17 protein-coding genes, 1 tRNA gene and 3 pseudogenes are annotated in these 15,458 nt (G+C 72.5%); 10 read left to right on the forward strand and 11 right to left on the reverse strand.

Annotated features, from left to right (window positions below):
* Nucleotides 1-81: 81 nt before the first annotated feature.
* Both ABZ570_RS26145 and ABZ570_RS26150 read right to left on the reverse strand, forming a co-directional pair.
* Nucleotides 82-1,665 (reverse strand): tetratricopeptide repeat protein, encoded by a 1,584-nt coding sequence (locus ABZ570_RS26145; protein ID WP_358068902.1) that lies wholly within the window; start codon nt 1,663-1,665, stop codon nt 82-84.
* Nucleotides 1,666-1,722: 57 nt separating this feature from the next.
* The gene (locus ABZ570_RS26150; protein WP_358068905.1) at nt 1,723-2,184 is read right to left on the reverse strand and encodes a MarR family transcriptional regulator; all 462 of its coding nucleotides are present in this window, start codon (nt 2,182-2,184) and stop codon (nt 1,723-1,725) included.
* A gap of 49 nt (nt 2,185-2,233) precedes the next feature.
* Here ABZ570_RS26150 and ABZ570_RS26155 point away from each other — a divergent pair, with 49 nt between their 5' ends.
* Together ABZ570_RS26155 and ABZ570_RS26160 are read left to right on the forward strand one after the other, a co-directional pair.
* On the forward strand, nt 2,234-2,755 hold the full coding sequence (locus ABZ570_RS26155) for a VOC family protein (RefSeq protein WP_358068908.1): 522 nt from the start codon (nt 2,234-2,236) through the stop codon (nt 2,753-2,755).
* Between the two features lie 81 nt (nt 2,756-2,836).
* On the forward strand, nt 2,837-3,745 hold the full coding sequence (locus tag ABZ570_RS26160; RefSeq protein ID WP_358068911.1) for a hypothetical protein: 909 nt from the start codon (nt 2,837-2,839) through the stop codon (nt 3,743-3,745).
* On the opposite strand, the gene ABZ570_RS26165 is transcribed toward ABZ570_RS26160, so the two are convergent.
* Both ABZ570_RS26165 and ABZ570_RS26170 read right to left on the reverse strand, forming a co-directional pair.
* Entirely contained in the window at nt 3,705-4,229 is a 525-nt protein-coding gene (locus ABZ570_RS26165; RefSeq protein ID WP_358068914.1) for a potassium channel family protein, read from the reverse strand. The genes ABZ570_RS26160 and ABZ570_RS26165 overlap by 41 nt on opposite strands.
* A 141-nt stretch (nt 4,230-4,370) precedes the next feature.
* Nucleotides 4,371-4,550, reverse strand: a complete 180-nt coding sequence (locus ABZ570_RS26170; RefSeq protein ID WP_089008625.1) for a DUF4236 domain-containing protein — start codon at nt 4,548-4,550, stop codon at nt 4,371-4,373.
* A gap of 327 nt (nt 4,551-4,877) precedes the next feature.
* Between ABZ570_RS26170 and ABZ570_RS26175 the strand changes: the two genes are divergently transcribed.
* A complete protein-coding gene (locus tag ABZ570_RS26175) occupies nt 4,878-5,381 on the forward strand; it encodes a flavin reductase family protein (protein WP_358068918.1) in 504 nt (167 codons plus the stop codon).
* Between the two features lie 11 nt (nt 5,382-5,392).
* Here ABZ570_RS26175 and ABZ570_RS26180 read toward each other — a convergent pair whose 3' ends face one another.
* Complete coding sequence (locus ABZ570_RS26180; RefSeq protein WP_358068921.1) at nt 5,393-5,848, reverse strand: Rrf2 family transcriptional regulator; 456 nt, start codon at nt 5,846-5,848, stop codon at nt 5,393-5,395.
* A 7-nt stretch (nt 5,849-5,855) separates the two neighbouring features.
* Complete coding sequence (locus ABZ570_RS26185) at nt 5,856-6,767, reverse strand: AraC family transcriptional regulator (protein ID WP_358068924.1); 912 nt, start codon at nt 6,765-6,767, stop codon at nt 5,856-5,858.
* Between the two features lie 159 nt (nt 6,768-6,926).
* Here ABZ570_RS26185 and ABZ570_RS26190 point away from each other — a divergent pair, with 159 nt between their 5' ends.
* On the forward strand, nt 6,927-7,703 hold the full coding sequence (locus ABZ570_RS26190) for an SDR family oxidoreductase (RefSeq protein ID WP_358068927.1): 777 nt from the start codon (nt 6,927-6,929) through the stop codon (nt 7,701-7,703).
* Between the two features lie 73 nt (nt 7,704-7,776).
* On the opposite strand, the gene ABZ570_RS26195 is transcribed toward ABZ570_RS26190, so the two are convergent.
* Nucleotides 7,777-8,208 (reverse strand): SsgA family sporulation/cell division regulator, encoded by a 432-nt coding sequence (locus ABZ570_RS26195; protein WP_007457244.1) that lies wholly within the window; start codon nt 8,206-8,208, stop codon nt 7,777-7,779.
* A gap of 275 nt (nt 8,209-8,483) precedes the next feature.
* On the opposite strand from ABZ570_RS26195, the gene ABZ570_RS26200 reads away from it, so the two are divergent.
* Both ABZ570_RS26200 and ABZ570_RS26205 read left to right on the forward strand, forming a co-directional pair.
* Nucleotides 8,484-9,050 (forward strand): TIGR02611 family protein, encoded by a 567-nt coding sequence (locus ABZ570_RS26200; RefSeq protein WP_358068930.1) that lies wholly within the window; start codon nt 8,484-8,486, stop codon nt 9,048-9,050.
* Nucleotides 9,051-9,101: 51 nt separating this feature from the next.
* A tRNA-Val gene (locus ABZ570_RS26205) sits at nt 9,102-9,173 on the forward strand.
* Between the two features lie 77 nt (nt 9,174-9,250).
* On the opposite strand, the pseudogene ABZ570_RS26210 reads toward ABZ570_RS26205, so the two are convergent.
* Nucleotides 9,251-9,533 (reverse strand): annotated as a pseudogene (locus ABZ570_RS26210) (tyrosine-type recombinase/integrase); the annotation flags it as partial.
* Nucleotides 9,534-9,663: 130 nt separating this feature from the next.
* Between ABZ570_RS26210 and ABZ570_RS26215 the strand changes: the two are divergent.
* Both ABZ570_RS26215 and ABZ570_RS26220 read left to right on the forward strand, forming a co-directional pair.
* Nucleotides 9,664-10,122: a hypothetical protein gene (locus ABZ570_RS26215; RefSeq protein ID WP_358068933.1), complete on the forward strand. Its 459-nt coding sequence runs from the start codon at nt 9,664-9,666 to the stop codon at nt 10,120-10,122.
* Between the two features lie 59 nt (nt 10,123-10,181).
* A complete protein-coding gene (locus ABZ570_RS26220) occupies nt 10,182-10,490 on the forward strand; it encodes a hypothetical protein (RefSeq protein ID WP_358068936.1) in 309 nt (102 codons plus the stop codon).
* A 52-nt stretch (nt 10,491-10,542) separates the two neighbouring features.
* Here ABZ570_RS26220 and ABZ570_RS26225 read toward each other — a convergent pair whose 3' ends face one another.
* Nucleotides 10,543-11,265 carry a hypothetical protein gene (locus tag ABZ570_RS26225; RefSeq protein ID WP_358068939.1) on the reverse strand — a complete coding sequence of 241 codons (723 nt, stop codon included), beginning with the start codon at nt 11,263-11,265 and terminating at the stop codon, nt 10,543-10,545.
* 275 nt (nt 11,266-11,540) lie between these two features.
* Here ABZ570_RS26225 and ABZ570_RS26230 point away from each other — a divergent pair.
* Nucleotides 11,541-11,708: pseudogene (locus ABZ570_RS26230) on the forward strand (ISL3 family transposase); the annotation flags it as partial.
* A gap of 271 nt (nt 11,709-11,979) precedes the next feature.
* On the opposite strand, the gene ABZ570_RS26235 reads toward ABZ570_RS26230, so the two are convergent.
* Nucleotides 11,980-12,660: a hypothetical protein gene (locus ABZ570_RS26235; protein ID WP_358068942.1), complete on the reverse strand. Its 681-nt coding sequence runs from the start codon at nt 12,658-12,660 to the stop codon at nt 11,980-11,982.
* 152 nt (nt 12,661-12,812) lie between these two features.
* The gene (locus tag ABZ570_RS26240; protein WP_358068945.1) at nt 12,813-13,892 is read right to left on the reverse strand and encodes a hypothetical protein; all 1,080 of its coding nucleotides are present in this window, start codon (nt 13,890-13,892) and stop codon (nt 12,813-12,815) included.
* 740 nt (nt 13,893-14,632) lie between these two features.
* Between ABZ570_RS26240 and ABZ570_RS26245 the strand changes: the two are divergent.
* Nucleotides 14,633-15,458: pseudogene (locus ABZ570_RS26245) on the forward strand (hypothetical protein); the annotation flags it as partial.

The following is a 15,458-nucleotide window of genomic DNA, read 5'->3' on the forward strand; positions in this document are numbered from 1 at the left end:
ACATCCTTCAGCGCGGGCGCTCGGTTCGCGTGACGGGTGAGCCGGTGTGCGACCGCCGCGGCGGCCGGACGCGGTGGCCGATCAGCGCCGGCGGGTGCAGACCGGAGCCGCCCGGGCCACCGTGTCGGTGGACCAGACCAGGGCGATCGTGAAGCAGTAGTCGGTGCTGCGGTCGAGCCCGTAGGCGGTGTAGCTGTCGGTGCCGGCCGGCAACTCGACGAAGGTGCGCTGCTCCTGCCCCGCGCGCCCGCCGGCGATCACCACCGGCCCCTCCGCGCCGGCCGGGTACGTCCAGCGCAGCAGGATGCTGTCCCGCCGGTCGGTCAGCCGGACCTGCCCCGGCGGGCTGCCGGGGGAGGCGGCGGTAGCCGCGTTCGGCGCGGCGGAGGGCGTGCCGCCGGTCGGCGTGCCGGAGGGGGTGGCTCCGGTCGGCGTGCCGGTGGTGCCGGGCGCCGGGTCGGGGGTGTTGCGGGAGCGGTCCACCCCGGACACGCCGGCGATCACCGCGATGGTGCCGAGCAGCAGCACGACGATCACCCCGGCCACCACCAGCGGCAGCCACGGGGTGGTCCGGCTCGGCGGTGCCGGCGACCGGGGCACGTGCACCGGCAGGTAGCGCGGCGGCGACTCGGGCTCGGCGGCCCGCGGCACCCGGCGTACGCCCTCCGGCTCGCCCTCGGTCAGCCCGACCACGGTGGGCGGCAGGGCGCTCTCCCCGGGGCGCCAGGGCTCCTCGGCCGGCTCGTCCGGCGGCCACGGGTGATCGTCGTACGGGAGGTCGGTGGCCTCGGGCGGGGTGCGCGGCGTGGGCACGCTCGGGTGCCCGCCCGCGGCCCGGCCGGGCGGGTGGTAGAGCGGCGGCTCGGGCAGGATCGGTTCGGGCAGGGTCGGTTCGGGTGGGCCCTCGGCGGCCGGCGGGACCCGGGCGGCGGGCACGACCGGGGTCTCCCGGGCGGGCGACTCCGGGGCGGCGCAGACATGGTCCGGGTCGGCGGCGGCCCGGGCCAGCCCGGCGACCTGAGCGGCGAGCGGGTCGTCGGCGGGCAGGTGCAGCCGGCACAGCTCCTCGGCGAGGGTCAGGTGCTCATGGGACTCGGCGTACCGGCCGCAGTCGCGTTCCATCGCGCCGAGCTTGGCCAGCATCTTGATGCCGCTCGGGTGGCCGTCGCCGTACACCTCGCGGTGCAGCTCCCAGGTGTCCTGCAACCGGTCGCGGGCGATCTCGCACTGGCCGCGGGCGTACTCCACGGTGGCCAGGTCGGCGTGGGCGGCCAGCACCCGCGGTGACTCCGGGCCGTCCCGGGCGGTCAGCTCGATGATGACGTCGGAGTAGAGCCGGGCGGCCCGGGCGTCGCTGCCGACCCGGTGCAGCACTGCGGCCAGGGTGGCGGCGGCCGTGATGGTGCGCTCGTCGGAGCGGCCGTACAACCGGGTGGCCGCCGCGTACGCGAAGGCGGCCCAGCCCCGCGCGGTGTGCGGCTCGCCGAGCGCGACCAGCACCCGGGCCTGGAGCCCGGCGGCCTCGGCCAGCTCGGGGGTGGCGTTGGCGGGACGCGGATCGGCGTCGGTCAGCGCGTCGGCGAGCAGCTGCTGGGCACCGGCGAGGTCGCCCTCGGCCACCAGGTGGTGCGCCTGGACAGTGAGGTCACCGAAGCCAGAGGTCACGCCCCATCGTGCTCGTCCGGCAACGGTAAGTACAACCCCCGCAGTGGATCAGTTCGGTCAGGATCCGGTCAGATGGTCGGCCAGGGTTTCGCTGATCCGGCGCAGCTGGTCCACCTGCGCGGGGCTCAACGCGTCGAAGAGATGCCGGCGTACCCCCTCGACGTGGCCGGGGGCGGCGGCGGCCAGGGTGGCGTAGCCGGTGTCGGTGAGGACGGCCAGCTGCCCCCGCCGGTCGGTGGGGCAGTCCTCGCGGCGGATCCAGCCGGCCGCCTCCAGCCGGGTGGCGGCGTGCGAGAGCCGGCTGCGGGAGGAGCCGGTGGCGTCGGCCAGCTCGCTCATCCGCAGCCGCCGATCGGGGGCCTCGGAGAGCCGGACCAGGATCTCGTAGTACGCGTGCGGCATCCCCGCGTCGCGTTGCAGCTCCCGGTCGAGGGCGTCCATCAGGGACCGGGAGGCGGTGAGGAACGCGCGCCAGGTCCGCTGCTCGTCGGGGTCCAGCCACCTCGTCATGGCGCCCATCATACGGCAACTTGTTGAACGCTCAACCAAATCGCGCTACCGTCGGGTCATGGGAATCCACCGCCTCAACCACGCCGTGCTCTATGTCCGTGACCTCGAGCGCAGCGTCGCCTTCTACCGCGACGTGCTCGGCTTCCGCCCGGTCCCGATGACGCCGGACGGCTTCCGCGGCGCCGCCTTCCTCCAGGCGCCCGACTCCACCAACGACCACGACCTCGGCCTGTTCGAGATCGGCGCCGCCGCCGGCCCCTCGCCGGCCGGCCGGGCCACCGTCGGCCTCTACCACCTGGCCTGGGAACTCGACACCCTGGACGAGCTCGCCGCCACCGCCGAGCGGCTGGCCGCCGCCGGCGCCCTGGCCGGCGCCTCCGACCACGGCACCACCAAGAGCCTCTACGGGCGGGACCCGGACGGGCTGGAGTTCGAGATCGTCTGGATCGTCCCGGCCGACCTGCTCGACGACGAGGCCCTGACCGCTCGCAAGCGCATCGGCCGGCTCGACCTCGACCGGGAGCGGCAGCGCTACGGCGGCCAGACCCGCGGCGGGGTGGGGATCTCCGTCCCGGCCTGAAGACGGTGGGACCACCGCCCCGGCCGGAACCCGGTGGGGACCGCCCTGCCCGCCGGAACACCGGTGCGGTAGAACGGCAGGATGTCGACCGACGCCGTCCTGCGCGAGCTGCTCGTCCGGCAGCTCGACTTCTGGCTGCCGCAGGCGCTGCAGCGTTCCCGGCGGGCCACCCTCGCCCTCGCGTACGCCGGAGGTGACACCGCGGGCGCGGAGGCCGCGCTGCGGGCGGTGGCCGGGTTCGCCGACCGGCTGCGCGGGCGGCGGCTGACCGTGCTGGTGCTCACCGACGGCGGCGCGGAGCTGCCCGCCCGGCTCGGCGCGGCGGAGGCCGCCCTGCCGGCCGACGTCGCCGTGCACGCGGTGCCCGGCCGCCCGGACCGGCTGCCGGTGCTGCTCAAGGCCGCCGGCGCGGCGGGCGCCCCGCTGCTGACCGTGGTCGACGGCGGCGACCCCGCGCCGGCCGTGCTGGCCGGCGCCGCGTCCGGGCACCCGGCCGAGCTGCTGCTGGTCACCGAGCCCGGCCGCTCCCTGCGGCCGGCGCTGGCAGCGGCCGGGTTCCCACTGGTCACCGAGGTGGAGCTGGTTCCCGCCGGTGACGCGCCGACCCGGCTGCTCGGCTACGCCACCGGCTCCGACCGGGCGCTGGAGGCGCTCAAGGACGGGCTCTGGGCGGTCGGCGAGGACGCCGGGATGCTCTACCGCGACCCGGCCGATCCCGCCGCGTGCCCGGTGGCGGTCACCCTCGACCCGGAACCCGGCCCGCTGCGCCGCGAACTGCTCGCCGAGCTCGCCCGCTCCGGCCCGCGTACGGTCACCGAGCTGCGCCGCTTCGCGACCACCGCGACGGTCTACCGGGCCGCCGACGCGAACCGCACGCTCGCCACGCTGCTCGCCGCCGGCGCGGTGACCAGGGAGCCCGAGCAGGGCCGGCTCGGCGGGGACGTGATGATCACCGCCGCCCCGGCCGGGACTGCTGGGCCAGCTGCCTGACCACGATGGACGCCCCGGTCGCGATCACCCCGATGCTGAACAGCATCTGCCCGCACACCACCGCCCGGGCGACCTGCCCCTGGGCGTGCACGTCGCCGTAGCCGACGGTGGTGATCGTGGCGAGCGCGAAGTAGAGCGCGTCCACCCGGGTCCGCAGGCCGGCGAACTCGCCGGCCCGGTTGGTGGCCAGGACGTAGTCGCCGAGGGCGAAGGCGAGCACCCCGGCGACCAGCGCGACCGCGAGACGGATCAGCGAGCGGGTCGCCGCCTCGCCGGCCGGCGCGGTGGGTGCGAGCTGCTCGCGCACCTGCCGGGTGATCAGGACGGCGACGGTCACCACCACGACCACGGTGCCGATCGTGCGCAGGACGAGGCGCACCACGTTCGGGTCGGAGGCCAGGGGCACCAGGAAGTACGCCCCCAGCAGCAGCCCGCACGCCACCAGTGCGTGTCGTCGCTCCCGCCGGTACGCCCCGTCGGCCATGCGGCGATTCTCCGCCGCGACACCGATCACGTCTCCGGGAACGGTGAAGTCACCCGGCCACGCCGGAAGCGGTGAGTGCCGACCGACCGGACGCCGGGCGGGGTGCCGTGAACGACCGGCACCCCGCTCGCCCTCGGGGCGTCAGGCCCGGGACTTGTCCTGCCGCCAGGAGAGCGGCCCCGGCAGGTCCACGCGGTGGGCCCGGGAGCGGGAGTTCCAGGACCATCGGCCGATCTTGATGCTCCATGAGGAGAAGCCGTTCTCGGTGAAGTTGAAGATCAGCGGGCCGAACCTCTGCCGCTTGCGGAACTGAATGCCCATGGTCGGCTCCTCTCGTCGCCTCCTGCCTCTGCGGTCTGGAGCATGCCCGCATCGACGATCCGGAAAACGCCCTCGGATCCGCTCTGGACGATGCCGGCTCCCGGCCGCGACAATCTCTAGTCAACAGGTAGGGGTTTCGGGAAGATGAATGCTGGTGGCGATGGACTACGCTGACATTCGCGACCCGCATCTCACCAAGTGGAAGGGCGTTGACCGGCTCGGCGCGCGGCCGGCAGCATGAGCGCGGCATCGCGCCGCGTCGTCCGGGGTACGGAGGAGGCAGCGCCTGCCCGCCGACGAATCTGGAGGCCTCCCGTGGAGCACGTGATGAGCACCCTGGACCGGCCCGCGATCGTCGAGCTGCGCCCCGTCGACCAGGACTCGTTCCGTGACCTGCTGCGCCGGCAGGCCGCCACGGTCACCGTGGTCACCGCGCCCGGCCTCGCCACCGGCCGGCGGCGGCCCACGCTGCCGCCGGCCGGCTGCACCGCCACCGCCCTCACCGCGGAGTCCCAGGAACCGCCGCTGGTGTCGGTCCGCCTCGGGCGGCAGGCGGCGAGCTGGCCGGCCCTGGCCCACGCCGAGCACCTGGCCGTGCACCTGCTCTCCGCCGGGCAGCCGGAGGTGGCGGACCTCTTCACCTTCGACGCCACCGATCCGTTCGCCGTCCAGCCCGACTGGGCCTCGGGACCGTTCGGGGTGCCGCTGATCCGCGACGCCCGCGCCGTGCTGCTCTGCCGCGTGGTCCACACGATCGAGGCCGGCGACCACACCGTGGTACTCGGGGAACCCCTCGCGCTCGGCACGGCCGACGACGAGCGGGGCCGGTGATCAGGCCCCGGTCAGCGGGGCTCCCAGGCGTCGGGGCGGGCGATCAGCCTGCGTACGTGGCCGGGAAGCTTGCCGCTGACCAGCTCGGCCAGGCTCACCTCGTCGACGACCTGCCGCACGGCGGCGCGGACCGCCACCCAGAGCCGGGGCAGGTTCTCCGCCGCGCCCTCGTACCGGGTCTCCTCGGGACGCAGCCCGCGTACCCCGGCCAGCGGGCCGTCGACGGCCCGCAGGATCTGCCCGATGGTGATCTCGCGCGGCGACCGGGCCAGGCTGTAGCCGCCCTCGGCGCCGCGCTGCGCCCGGACGATCCCGGCCCGGCGCAGGTCCGCCAGGACCGCCTCCAGGAACTTGCGAGGCATGTCCTGCTCCGCCGCGATGGCCTGGGTGGACAGCAGAGCGGGGTACGCGGTGGCCAGGCTCAGTGCGGCCCGGACCGCGTAGTCGCCGCGCGCGGAGATCTGCACCCTGCCATCATGCCGGGCCGGCCCGCACGGGTGAGTCGGCGGGCGGGCGGGGGCGCACCATCCGGACGGGCAGCCGCTGCTCCCGGGTGGCCCGGAACGCACCCGGGCTCACCCCGACCTCCCGGGTGAAGAAGCGGCCGAAGTTGGTCGGCTCGGGGAAACCGAGCCGGCGGCCGATCCGGGCGATCGGCTCGTCGGTCGCGGCGAGCAACCGGCACGCCTGCAACGCCACCCGGTCGTCGATCACCTGCTTCGCGCTGCGCCCGGTCACCGCCAGGCAGGCCCGGGTCAGGGTACGCACAGAGCAGCCGAGCCGGCCGGCGTAGTCCTCCACCCGGCGGGTGTGCTGGTAGCCGCGCTCCACCTCCCGGCGCAGCCGCCGGAAGGTCTCCGCCTCCGGCCGGGGCGGGAGCTCGGGCGCGCCGGGCAGCAGGGCCAGCCGCAGCAGCAGGACGGCGAGCTGGTGGCGCAGGAGCGCCGCGGCGGCGGGGAGGCTCGCGTGCCGGTCGGCGTCCACGGTCAGCTGGGTCACCTCGCTGATCACGGCGTCCTCGTCCTCCCCGGCGAGCTGCCGGTAGGCCGGCACCGCCTCCGGGTCCACGTCGAGGCCGCTCAGCGTCCCGGCGCCCCAGCGCACCACCGTCCCGTCGAGCTGCGGCCCGACGCAGCGCAGCACCTGGCCGGGCCGGACCCGCAGCAGCGTGCCGGGCCGGCAGATCAGCGCCCGGAAGTCCAGCTCGGCGGCGCCGTGACCGCTGGTGACCAGGATCAGCAGGTCCGCGTCGAGCAGGACCGGGCGGGGCCAGCCGGGCTCGGGCGCGAGGTCACCGAGAGCGCCGGTGATGATGGCGTCGGCGTCGTACCCGGGGACGGACAGGCCGGTACGGCTGGCCGGGGAGAACTGACCGGTAGTGACCATCGTCCCGACGTTAACCGCCCCCGGCGGATGTTGCACTTCGACGGTTTCGGGAGGTTCGGCGGTCTTGTCGCCGCGAGGCGGGCCGATTAGGTTACCGATCGGTAGCACCTGGGGCGCCGGACCGGCCCGCGGCCCCCGCCGACTCGCGATGGGATGGGCATGACGGATCTGTTCTCGGTCGAAGGCAAGACGGTCCTGGTCACCGGCGGCTCACGGGGGATCGGGCTCATGATCGCCCGGGGCTTCGTGCAGGCCGGCGCCAGGGTCATCATCTCCTCACGCAAGGCCGACGTCTGCGAGACGGTGGCCAAGGAGCTGTCCACCGCGGGGCACTGCGAAGCGATCCCCGCCGACCTGAGCCGCGACGAGGGCGCGCTGGGCCTGGCCGCCGCCGTCCGGGAGCGCACCGACCGGCTCGACGTGCTGGTCAACAACGCCGGCGCCACCTGGGGCGCGCCGCTGGAGGCGTACCCGGAGAGCGCCTTCGACAAGCTCTGGGCGGTCAACGTCAAGGCCGTCTTCCGGCTCACCACGGCGCTGTTGCCGGCGCTGCGCGCGGCAGCCAGCGCCGACGACCCCGCCCGCGTGATCAACATCGGGTCGATCGACGGCCTCCGCGTGCCCTGGATGGAGGTGTACGCGTACTCGGCGACCAAGGCGGCCGTGCACATGCTCACCCGCAGCCTCGCCCACCAGCTCGCCGGCGAGCAGATCACGGTCAACGCGATCGCCCCCGGCCCGTTCGAGAGCAAGATGATGGCCTTCGCGCTGGACGACCCGACGTCCCGGGCGGCGATCGAGCAGCAGGTGCCGCTGGGCCGGATCGGCCGCCCCGAGGACATGGCGGGCACGGCGATCTACCTGTCGTCCCGAGCCGGCGCGTACCTGACCGGCGCGGTGATCCCGGTCGACGGCGGCATCACCACGCACGGCTGAGTCGGGCGTACCCGGTGGTGGGTTGGCCGGAACCGCGCGGACTCGGCAGATCCGCGCGGCCCGGTGTGCGTCGTCAGCGGCCGGCGAGCAGCCGGTTGACCGCCGTGTCGACGTCCAGGTGCTCGGCCTCCCGGCCGCGCGGGACGACGACGTAGGTCCGGCGCAGGAAGCGCACGAGGACGCTGCGCGGGACCTCGAAGAGGGCGTTGCCGTCCGGGGACGACAGCGCGAGCGCGACGAAGTCACCGCGCGGCGTGGCCCATGGCCAGACCCGCACGTCGCCGATGCCGGCCGGCTCGTCGAGCCCGGTGACCAGCAGTTCGCGCGCGAACGACCAGCTCACCGCCTCACCACCGGCGGATTCGGCGTGGAACAGGACATGGACCGCATACGGGTCAGCAGGGTCGTAACGCAGACTGGCACGCACCGGCAAGGCGGTGGCGTCAGGCGCGACGAGCCTTAGCGACGTCTCGACCTCTACGGTCGTCGGTCGAATCACACTCATGGACGTTCTCCCCCCGGCACCGCTGCGGAACGCGCGTGTCCCGCTTTTCCCATACTCAGCCGCTACTCGTGGCTACGCTCCGCCATACGCTGACTTCACCCAGTGGTGGGAAGGGGGTGGGAAACGCCTCCGAGAATGTGAAAATTCTTGTAGGATTTCCTGTTCTGCCCAGTTCCAAGGTCCCGCCCGGCAACGGGTGGTTCAGTCGTCGACTTACTCCGGTAACGTCCAGTCCTCAGCGAGGGTGACGGTCCGGGGCGACACTGGGGGTGGAAATGGTCACGAAGGGTTCCTCAGTGGAGCCGGGGACCGTGGTCGACCCGCCGAAAGGAGCGGTCCGAGCAGCCGAAAGGCGGGGTTACGAGGTGCCTGTCGAGCAGGGTGACCGAGGCGCCGGCGACGGCCACCGGGACGGCTCCGGCGTCGCCGTCGACCCCCGCCCCCGGGGCCGCTGGCGGGGCCGGGTACACACCACCCTCGACCTGATCCGGGCCAACCCCACCGGCCGGATCACGCTCAAGATCGCTGTGGCCATCGTCGGGGCCATCATCGTCACCGTCGGTATCGCGCTCATCCCGCTGCCCGGGCCCGGCTGGCTGATCGTCATCGCCGGGCTCGGCGTCTGGGCCGTCGAGTTCATCTGGGCCCGCCGGCTGCTCACCTTCACCCGACGCAACGTCCAGGCCTGGACGCGCTGGGTGATGCGACAGCCACTCTCCGTGCGCTGCCTGCTGGGCGCGATCGGGCTGGTGTTCGTGGCCGCGGTGCTGGTGCTGTCGCTCAAGTACAGCCTCGGCATCGACGTGGTGGCGCGGGCGCTGCGCTACCTCGCGACGCACTGACCCCCGGGTTTTTGGTCTAGGTTCTCGATCAGGTAGAGTCATCGGCGCTGAGGGCGATTAGCTCAGCGGGAGAGCGCTTCGTTCACACCGAAGAGGTCACTGGTTCGATCCCAGTATCGCCCACGCAGGTCAAAGGCCACTTCCCGGGTTCGGGAGGTGGCCTTTCTGCTTCCGTACAGCAGCTTTGTACAGCAGTTCTGTCAGCGGCCGAGTGAGTCACCGAGGCGTTTGAGGGCGTCTCTGGTCGCCTTCGTCGATACCTGTGTGTAGATCTCCATGGTCACGGCGAAGCGGGCCTGCCGGAGCACCTGCATGGCGACTCTTGGATGGACGTCGAGGTCGGCCAGCAGCGTTGGCGCAGGTGCGGCGGGCGTCATGAACGGTGATCGGCCTGACGCCGGCCTTGTCGCAGCGGGTCTGCCAGGAGCCCTGGAAGTTGCGCGGCTCGATTGGTGTGCCATAGCGGGTGGTGAATACGAGGTCGGTAAGGAACGACGCCGGACGGTGGCCCGAGGCCAGGGACGCCGACGGACCTCGCCGGACAGAGCGCCCAGAACTTACAAGCGAGGGGGGCGACCTGGGCCGTCTCCGGGCCGTCAAGCGCCGACCAATGATGACCGAGCACGACCAGCAGCACCCGAAGAAGCAGCAGGTCAGCCGTCATGTGATAGCGGCTGACCTGGTGGGTGACGGACGAGTCGACCTGTACGCCGGATTCTGCGAGCATGCGGAGATGTCTCGGCCGCGCCTCGCACTCATCGTCGGCACCCTGATGCTCGTCTCGGCTGCCGTGGTCGGATGCTGTGCTCCTGCGTTCCTCGCGCCCCAACCGCCCTGGGATGACCCAGCCGCCGACCAAGCGAAGTGGGATCGGACCCTGCTGTGGCTCCTCACTGCGGGCGGCAGCCTCCTCCTGCTCGCGTTTCCTCTTCTGGCCTACGGGTTCGTTGGGTGGCGAATGGAGCGGCGTGCCCGGGTCGCGGCAAGAGGCCAGGCGAGCCAAGATCAGGCCGTATCCAGGCCGTCAGGGGTGGACCAAGAGCGACGAACGCTGACCACCGATGACCAATGAACGGGCAGCTCAGACGGCATCTTGTCCGTGTTGATCGACTATGCCTTCACCCTTGACCAATGCAACGCCAAGTGATCACGCCGCGGACCGCGCTGCTGCTGCACGCCGCGGCGGAGATCCTCAGCGACGAGGTCCGCATTTCGGCGAAGGACCCGGACGGCTGGTGCGACTTCCCGCCGTTCGTCCAGCACCTGTCCCCAGTGGCGGCGGACAGTTTCCGGACCGCGATTCTCAACCTGGCCGCCGATCTCGCCCACGGCGTCGAGCCCCATCCACGCATCGACGCCGAGGAGACCGCCCTACACCTGATGACCGACCGCGCCGACGGCATCCTCGAACTCGGCACCTTCGATGGCGAGTTAGTCTAGGACCTCGTCGTGGTCGATCTCCACAGCCGTACGGGCCGGAGCGCGCTGCAATTCAAGCACCCTGGACCAGCCCCAAGGCGTACCACAGCAGGGTGCCGGCCGTCGCGGCGGCGACGGTGGCGGCGAGCAGCATCGGCCAGGCCCGGCCGAGACGGTGTGTCGCGACCAGCCACGCCAGTACAGCCAGCGGCAGCACCACTCGCACGATCTCACCGACCGCGACGCCATAGAAGAATGGATCACCAAGGGCGAGCAGGCGCCAAGGCGGCGCCTGCACGGTCGCGTGCCAGCCCTCGGCGGATAGCAGGCCACATGCGATACCGGCGGCAAGGGCGGCGCGGCGGGTGGTGTTGGCGCGTACTGCGTGGCCGAGCAGTCCGAGCAGCGGGCCGGCGAGCAGCGACCCGGCCAACCACACCACAGTCATTACCGCGACCGAGCGCAGTCCGGCCATGTTGGCCGAACTGCCGTCCTCCAAGGTGGCACCGCTCCACCGGCGGCTAACCAGCAGGATGAGTAGGTAGTACGACACGGTGGCCAGGACCAACAGGCCGATGGCACCCGTGACGGCCCGCCGCGTGGTATCCGCGTACCGGCCGGCCAGGACGGCGGCCAGCCCCCAGGCGAATCCGCTGGAGGTCAGCGCGACCATCACGTGGCCGGCGACACCGTCGACGGAGTCGGCGGCGAAGGCCAGCAGTCCCAGTGCGGTCGCGGCGGCGGCGACGTTCACGGCGTACGCGGGCCGGCGCTGCCGTACAGCGGTGTCGGTCATGCCCGGCCTCCTCCGGTTCGGCAGCGCAGCGTAGCCGAACCTGGTGGTACCAGTCAGCAGGGCGGACCGGGTGCGCCCTCGACATCCGGCCCGCCGCCGAGCGGACCGAACGTGAACACGCTGATCTGGCACGCATCCTGCAGCGATGTGACAGCCTGCGCACCGTCGGCCGCTTGGTCAGCGACTTCGCCGGCATGCTGCGCCAACGCCAAGGCCAGCACCTGGTCACCTGGATCGCCCAGGCCAAGGCCAGCGGAGTCGCACAGCTCGCCGGCTTCGCCGCCGGCCTGCTCAAGGACTACGACGCTGTCCGCGACGGGCTCACCCTGCCCTGGAGCAGCGGCGCGGTCGATGGCAACGTCTGCGAACTGAAAGCGATCAAAAGGCAAATGTACGGCCGAGCGGACTTCGATCTCCTCCGCCGCGTCATCCTCGCCGAATAGCCGTCACGCCCCAGCGGTGATCACGAACTTCGTGCCAGAGCCAGATCTGATTGGCCGTTGACAGGCAGGCGTCTTCTGCTCGGTGGGCAGCTTGCACACCACGCCGAGCGTGGTCCCCGGCGGCGACGGGGGCGCGGGAAGCCGTCGCCCTGCTCGGTTGCGTCGCCCGTGATCGGGTCCATGCTGCCGGTCCTGGTGCTGGTTGCCTACTGGTGATGCGCCGTGCCGACCTGGCCGGGGCGGTGGGGGCGCCCCGGCCAGGTCGGGTGGATCAGCGCAGCGCCCACCGGGTTGACGGGTTGTTGTGGGCTAGGACGAGTGGTCGCCGCACGGGTGAGCGGGTGTTGCGGCTGGACCGGCCGACCCAGAACGGCGGCAGTCGCCACATCGCGTGTGTGGTGGTGTCGGTTCCGACCGGGAAGGCACCGCGGTGGGTGTAGCCGTGCCGCTGGAACAGGTCACGGTCAGCGTCGGCGAACACCTCGGCGTATGTGGGCAGGCTGAGCGTGTCCATCCAGCGTTGCGCTCCGGCGAGGACCGCCGCGGCGTGGCCCGCGCCCCCGCTGCCGGGTGCGGCGAGCAGCGCCAGGTGGTTGTGCGGCTCGTTGGGCCGCCGCGCGGCGAGGGCCTGGTCGAACTGGAGGAACCGTTCCTGGTGTACGCCGCAGGCGTCGGCGAGCCGGTCGATGTACCGGACGGGGGGTGGGATGGGCCGATAGCGGTGGAACCAGACGGTCGCGGCCGATCCGTCTGGGAGCAGGAACGCGTCGCCGAAGAGCAGCGCGTGTTCGATCCAGATCCGGGCCACGGCGGCGAGAACGGTGGGCCGGTGTCGCTCGTCGGGGACGAGCCAGGCGCCGAGGGCGGTGGGGGAGAGGGCTTCGGTGACGAGATCGGTGATTCGGGTGATGTCGCACCAGCGGGCCCGGACGACGGGCATGCTCACGTTCATGGGTAACTCCTGGTCACCATCGTGATCGGGAAAAGTCGGGGGAAGATTGCCGGCGTCGTCGCGGGACCGGCGCGGGCCACCAGGGCCGCCAGGGCATACGGGTGCGCAGAGGCCGCCGGTGCCGTGGGGACGGCACGCAAACGGCCCGCCGGTCAGGCGGGCCGGGTCCCCGGGCGGGGCGAGCGGGACGAGAGAGCGTCGCTGTCGGTCGGGTGGCAGTGGCGCCCGGCCAGGCTGGGCGGCGTCCACAGCGGCGTCGGTGTGTCGGCCGGGCTCCCGTGGACAGCGCCGGACGAGGCGGATCCGCTGGTGCCGGGGGTAGGCATGGTGGGCGCGGAGTCGGCGTCCGGCCGCAGCGGGTCCGGCCCGTCCGACCCGGCGAGGCGCAGCAGGGACGACAGCTGAGTGCGCCGGTCCGTCGGGATGCTGGTGGGGGCAGGCACCGAGGCGGAAGGGGCCAGTGCCGTTCCGGTGGCGGGTCTGGTGCAGCCCGGGCTGGCGTCAGGCATCGGTGCGCCGATCGTGCCGGTCGGGGGCGTCGCCGCGGGCGGTGGCGTGGCCGGGAGGCCGGTGGACGGGTCCACGATGTCCGCCACCGGTTGGAGGGGTTCGAGGACGGGGTCCAGCGGCTCGAGCACCGGTTCCAGCTCCCGCCAGACGGGGGAGAGGATCGGGGCGAGCGGCTGGGTCACCGGGGTGAGGGCGTCGGCCACCGGGGCCAGTACGCCGGCCCGCACCGGGTCGGTGACCGGGCGCAGCGCGTCGGCCACCGGGGTGAGCACTCCGGCCCGAACCGGCTCCGTGACCGGGCGGAGAACATCACCCACCGGTGCCAGCGTTTCGCCGCCGCCTGGCCGAACGGCCTTGCGGCCGACGCCGACGGCGGGCTTCGGCCTCTTGCCCTGGATAGCGTCGGCTAGTGGTGGGGTGCCCTGGTTCGCTGGCCGGGCTGCTGCCGTGTCGGAGGCGGCTCCGCTCGGCGGGGTGCCGGGAACCCTCTCATCGGCGGGTACGTCCGGTGCTGGTAGTGGTGCCGCCGGGTCGAGGATCGGGCGGAGGATGCCGGTGAGCAGGTCGACGGCGGCGTCCACCGGCGCGGCCGGCGGACGATCGGCGGCGTAGGCGGCCGTGGTGGTGGCGGCCTCGTGGGCGCCCCACGCCACGACGACCCCGCCGACCAGGAGCCCGAGGCGCAGCGCGACTCGCGTCCACCGCCCGCCTCGTCGAGTCATCCTGGCACCTCTCCGACTCTCGGCCATAGCCGACGATCAACGCCCGCACTCTACCTAATGCGGTCGACCGATCACAGTCTGACGCTGGTGGGGGCGCGTCGCGCCGTGGTTGGACGCGGCACTTCGCCCGATCCAGCGGGCCTGAGCCGGTCATGACTGCCGGAGGCAACAGGCAGTGCTGGGTGTCGGGTCGGCATGTGGCCGTGGCCGGGCGGCAGAGGGCATCTCGGCGTTGAACGTGATCGAGATGATGACGAAGGGTTGTCGAAACGCTGCTACCAGATGTGATCAAGACGCCGCGGGTCAGCGCGCCGATCTTTGCCGTCCGTCAGGCCGTCGGCCGCCACGCCAACGAGGGGCTCGGTACCTGCCGCGACCGCCCTGCCTGCGCGGTCGGCCTGTCATGCGAGTCTGGCAACGACCACGGAAGCCGCGGCGCCGACGAGGCGGCGGTCACTTGGCCTGGCGGCGCCGCTGCCTGCCCGACTCCGCGTCGCCGTAACTGATGCCGGATGGCCGAGATTCGACCACGTGGCGGGGGAAAATCCGCTCCTCGAAGTGCCCCTGACCTGAGCATATCGACCAACGGCGGGGCATGGGCGCGGTGGCGGGGGTTGAGGGTGCGAGCATGATCGCCCATGATGAGCGTAGTTCTCTAATATCTGGTTTGGGTCTGTGCAATGTAGAGTGCGCCGCTATGTCACGCGTTGCGGCGAGATTTTCCTATATCGAGGGCACTGATGTCTGACCTCTACCCACCTGACGCACGTGTGCTGCACGGGGACTCAGGGCGAGATGCCACTCCTGCGGCATACCGGTCGCAGGCCGATGGCGGGCTTCGGGCCAGCCTGCTGTGGCTCTCGATGCTGCCCGCTGCTGTCATGGTTCTGCTCGCGGTAGCCGTGGTGGCGTATGTGCTTGTCGTGTCCAGTGACTCCCTGTCCGCTGCGACTGTCGCCATCCTGGGCGTGGTGGTCGCCGTCGGCGCTGCCGTGCTGTTGGTCACGGCGAGCCGCGCGGCCGCGTTCGCCGGCTCGATCCAGCGAAGGGTCGACACGATGCGCTCATCGGCCGCATGGGGGCGCATGGAGGTGCGTCGGCTGCTCGAGCAGCTGCACCGGGGTGAACGGCCAACCCTGCAGGCCCCGGACTTCCCGCCCGTCGAAGGCGACGTCTTCGGACCGCTGGAGCACGATCTCTACCAGACCCATCACGCCGCACAGACAGCCGTCCTGCAGGCGTCGGCCATGGCGTCCCGCCGCCGGGCCGACCAGCCGGTCGAGATCTTCGTCAACCTCTCCCGGCGATTGCAGTCCCTGGTTCATCGGGAAATCCAGCTACTCGACGAGCTGGAGAACGAGGTTGAGGACCCCTACCTACTCAAGGGCCTTTTCCAGGTCGACCACCTGGCCACCCGGGTGCGCCGCCACGCCGAGAACCTCGCTGTGCTGGGCGGGGCGGTCTCGCGTCGCCAGTGGCGTAGGCCGGTGGCCATGACCGAGGTGCTGCGGTCGGCGATTGCCGAGGTCGAGCAGTACTCGCGGGTCAAGCTCATCCCACCGGTCG

The organism is Micromonospora sp. NPDC007271, from assembly GCF_040634005.1.
Classification (GTDB): domain Bacteria; phylum Actinomycetota; class Actinomycetes; order Mycobacteriales; family Micromonosporaceae; genus Micromonospora.

Bases quoted from the DNA above. Each gene is read 5' to 3' on its own strand.
- ABZ570_RS26200 (WP_358068930.1), top strand. From the start codon at position 8,484: ATGGTCACGAAGGGTTCCTCAGTGGAGCCGGGGACCGTGGTCGACCCG.
- ABZ570_RS26170 (WP_089008625.1), bottom strand. From the start codon at position 4,550: ATGGGCATTCAGTTCCGCAAGCGGCAGAGGTTCGGCCCGCTGATCTTC.
- ABZ570_RS26195 (WP_007457244.1), bottom strand. From the start codon at position 8,208: ATGAGTGTGATTCGACCGACGACCGTAGAGGTCGAGACGTCGCTAAGG.
- ABZ570_RS26235 (WP_358068942.1), bottom strand. From the start codon at position 12,660: ATGAACGTGAGCATGCCCGTCGTCCGGGCCCGCTGGTGCGACATCACC.
- ABZ570_RS26155 (WP_358068908.1), top strand. From the start codon at position 2,234: ATGGGAATCCACCGCCTCAACCACGCCGTGCTCTATGTCCGTGACCTC.
- ABZ570_RS26225 (WP_358068939.1), bottom strand. From the start codon at position 11,265: ATGACCGACACCGCTGTACGGCAGCGCCGGCCCGCGTACGCCGTGAAC.
- ABZ570_RS26185 (WP_358068924.1), bottom strand. From the start codon at position 6,767: ATGGTCACTACCGGTCAGTTCTCCCCGGCCAGCCGTACCGGCCTGTCC.
- ABZ570_RS26165 (WP_358068914.1), bottom strand. From the start codon at position 4,229: ATGGCCGACGGGGCGTACCGGCGGGAGCGACGACACGCACTGGTGGCG.
- ABZ570_RS26240 (WP_358068945.1), bottom strand. From the start codon at position 13,892: ATGACTCGACGAGGCGGGCGGTGGACGCGAGTCGCGCTGCGCCTCGGG.
- ABZ570_RS26190 (WP_358068927.1), top strand. From the start codon at position 6,927: ATGACGGATCTGTTCTCGGTCGAAGGCAAGACGGTCCTGGTCACCGGC.
- ABZ570_RS26220 (WP_358068936.1), top strand. From the start codon at position 10,182: ATGCAACGCCAAGTGATCACGCCGCGGACCGCGCTGCTGCTGCACGCC.
- ABZ570_RS26175 (WP_358068918.1), top strand. From the start codon at position 4,878: ATGAGCACCCTGGACCGGCCCGCGATCGTCGAGCTGCGCCCCGTCGAC.
- ABZ570_RS26160 (WP_358068911.1), top strand. From the start codon at position 2,837: ATGTCGACCGACGCCGTCCTGCGCGAGCTGCTCGTCCGGCAGCTCGAC.
- ABZ570_RS26215 (WP_358068933.1), top strand. From the start codon at position 9,664: ATGACCGAGCACGACCAGCAGCACCCGAAGAAGCAGCAGGTCAGCCGT.
- ABZ570_RS26150 (WP_358068905.1), bottom strand. From the start codon at position 2,184: ATGGGCGCCATGACGAGGTGGCTGGACCCCGACGAGCAGCGGACCTGG.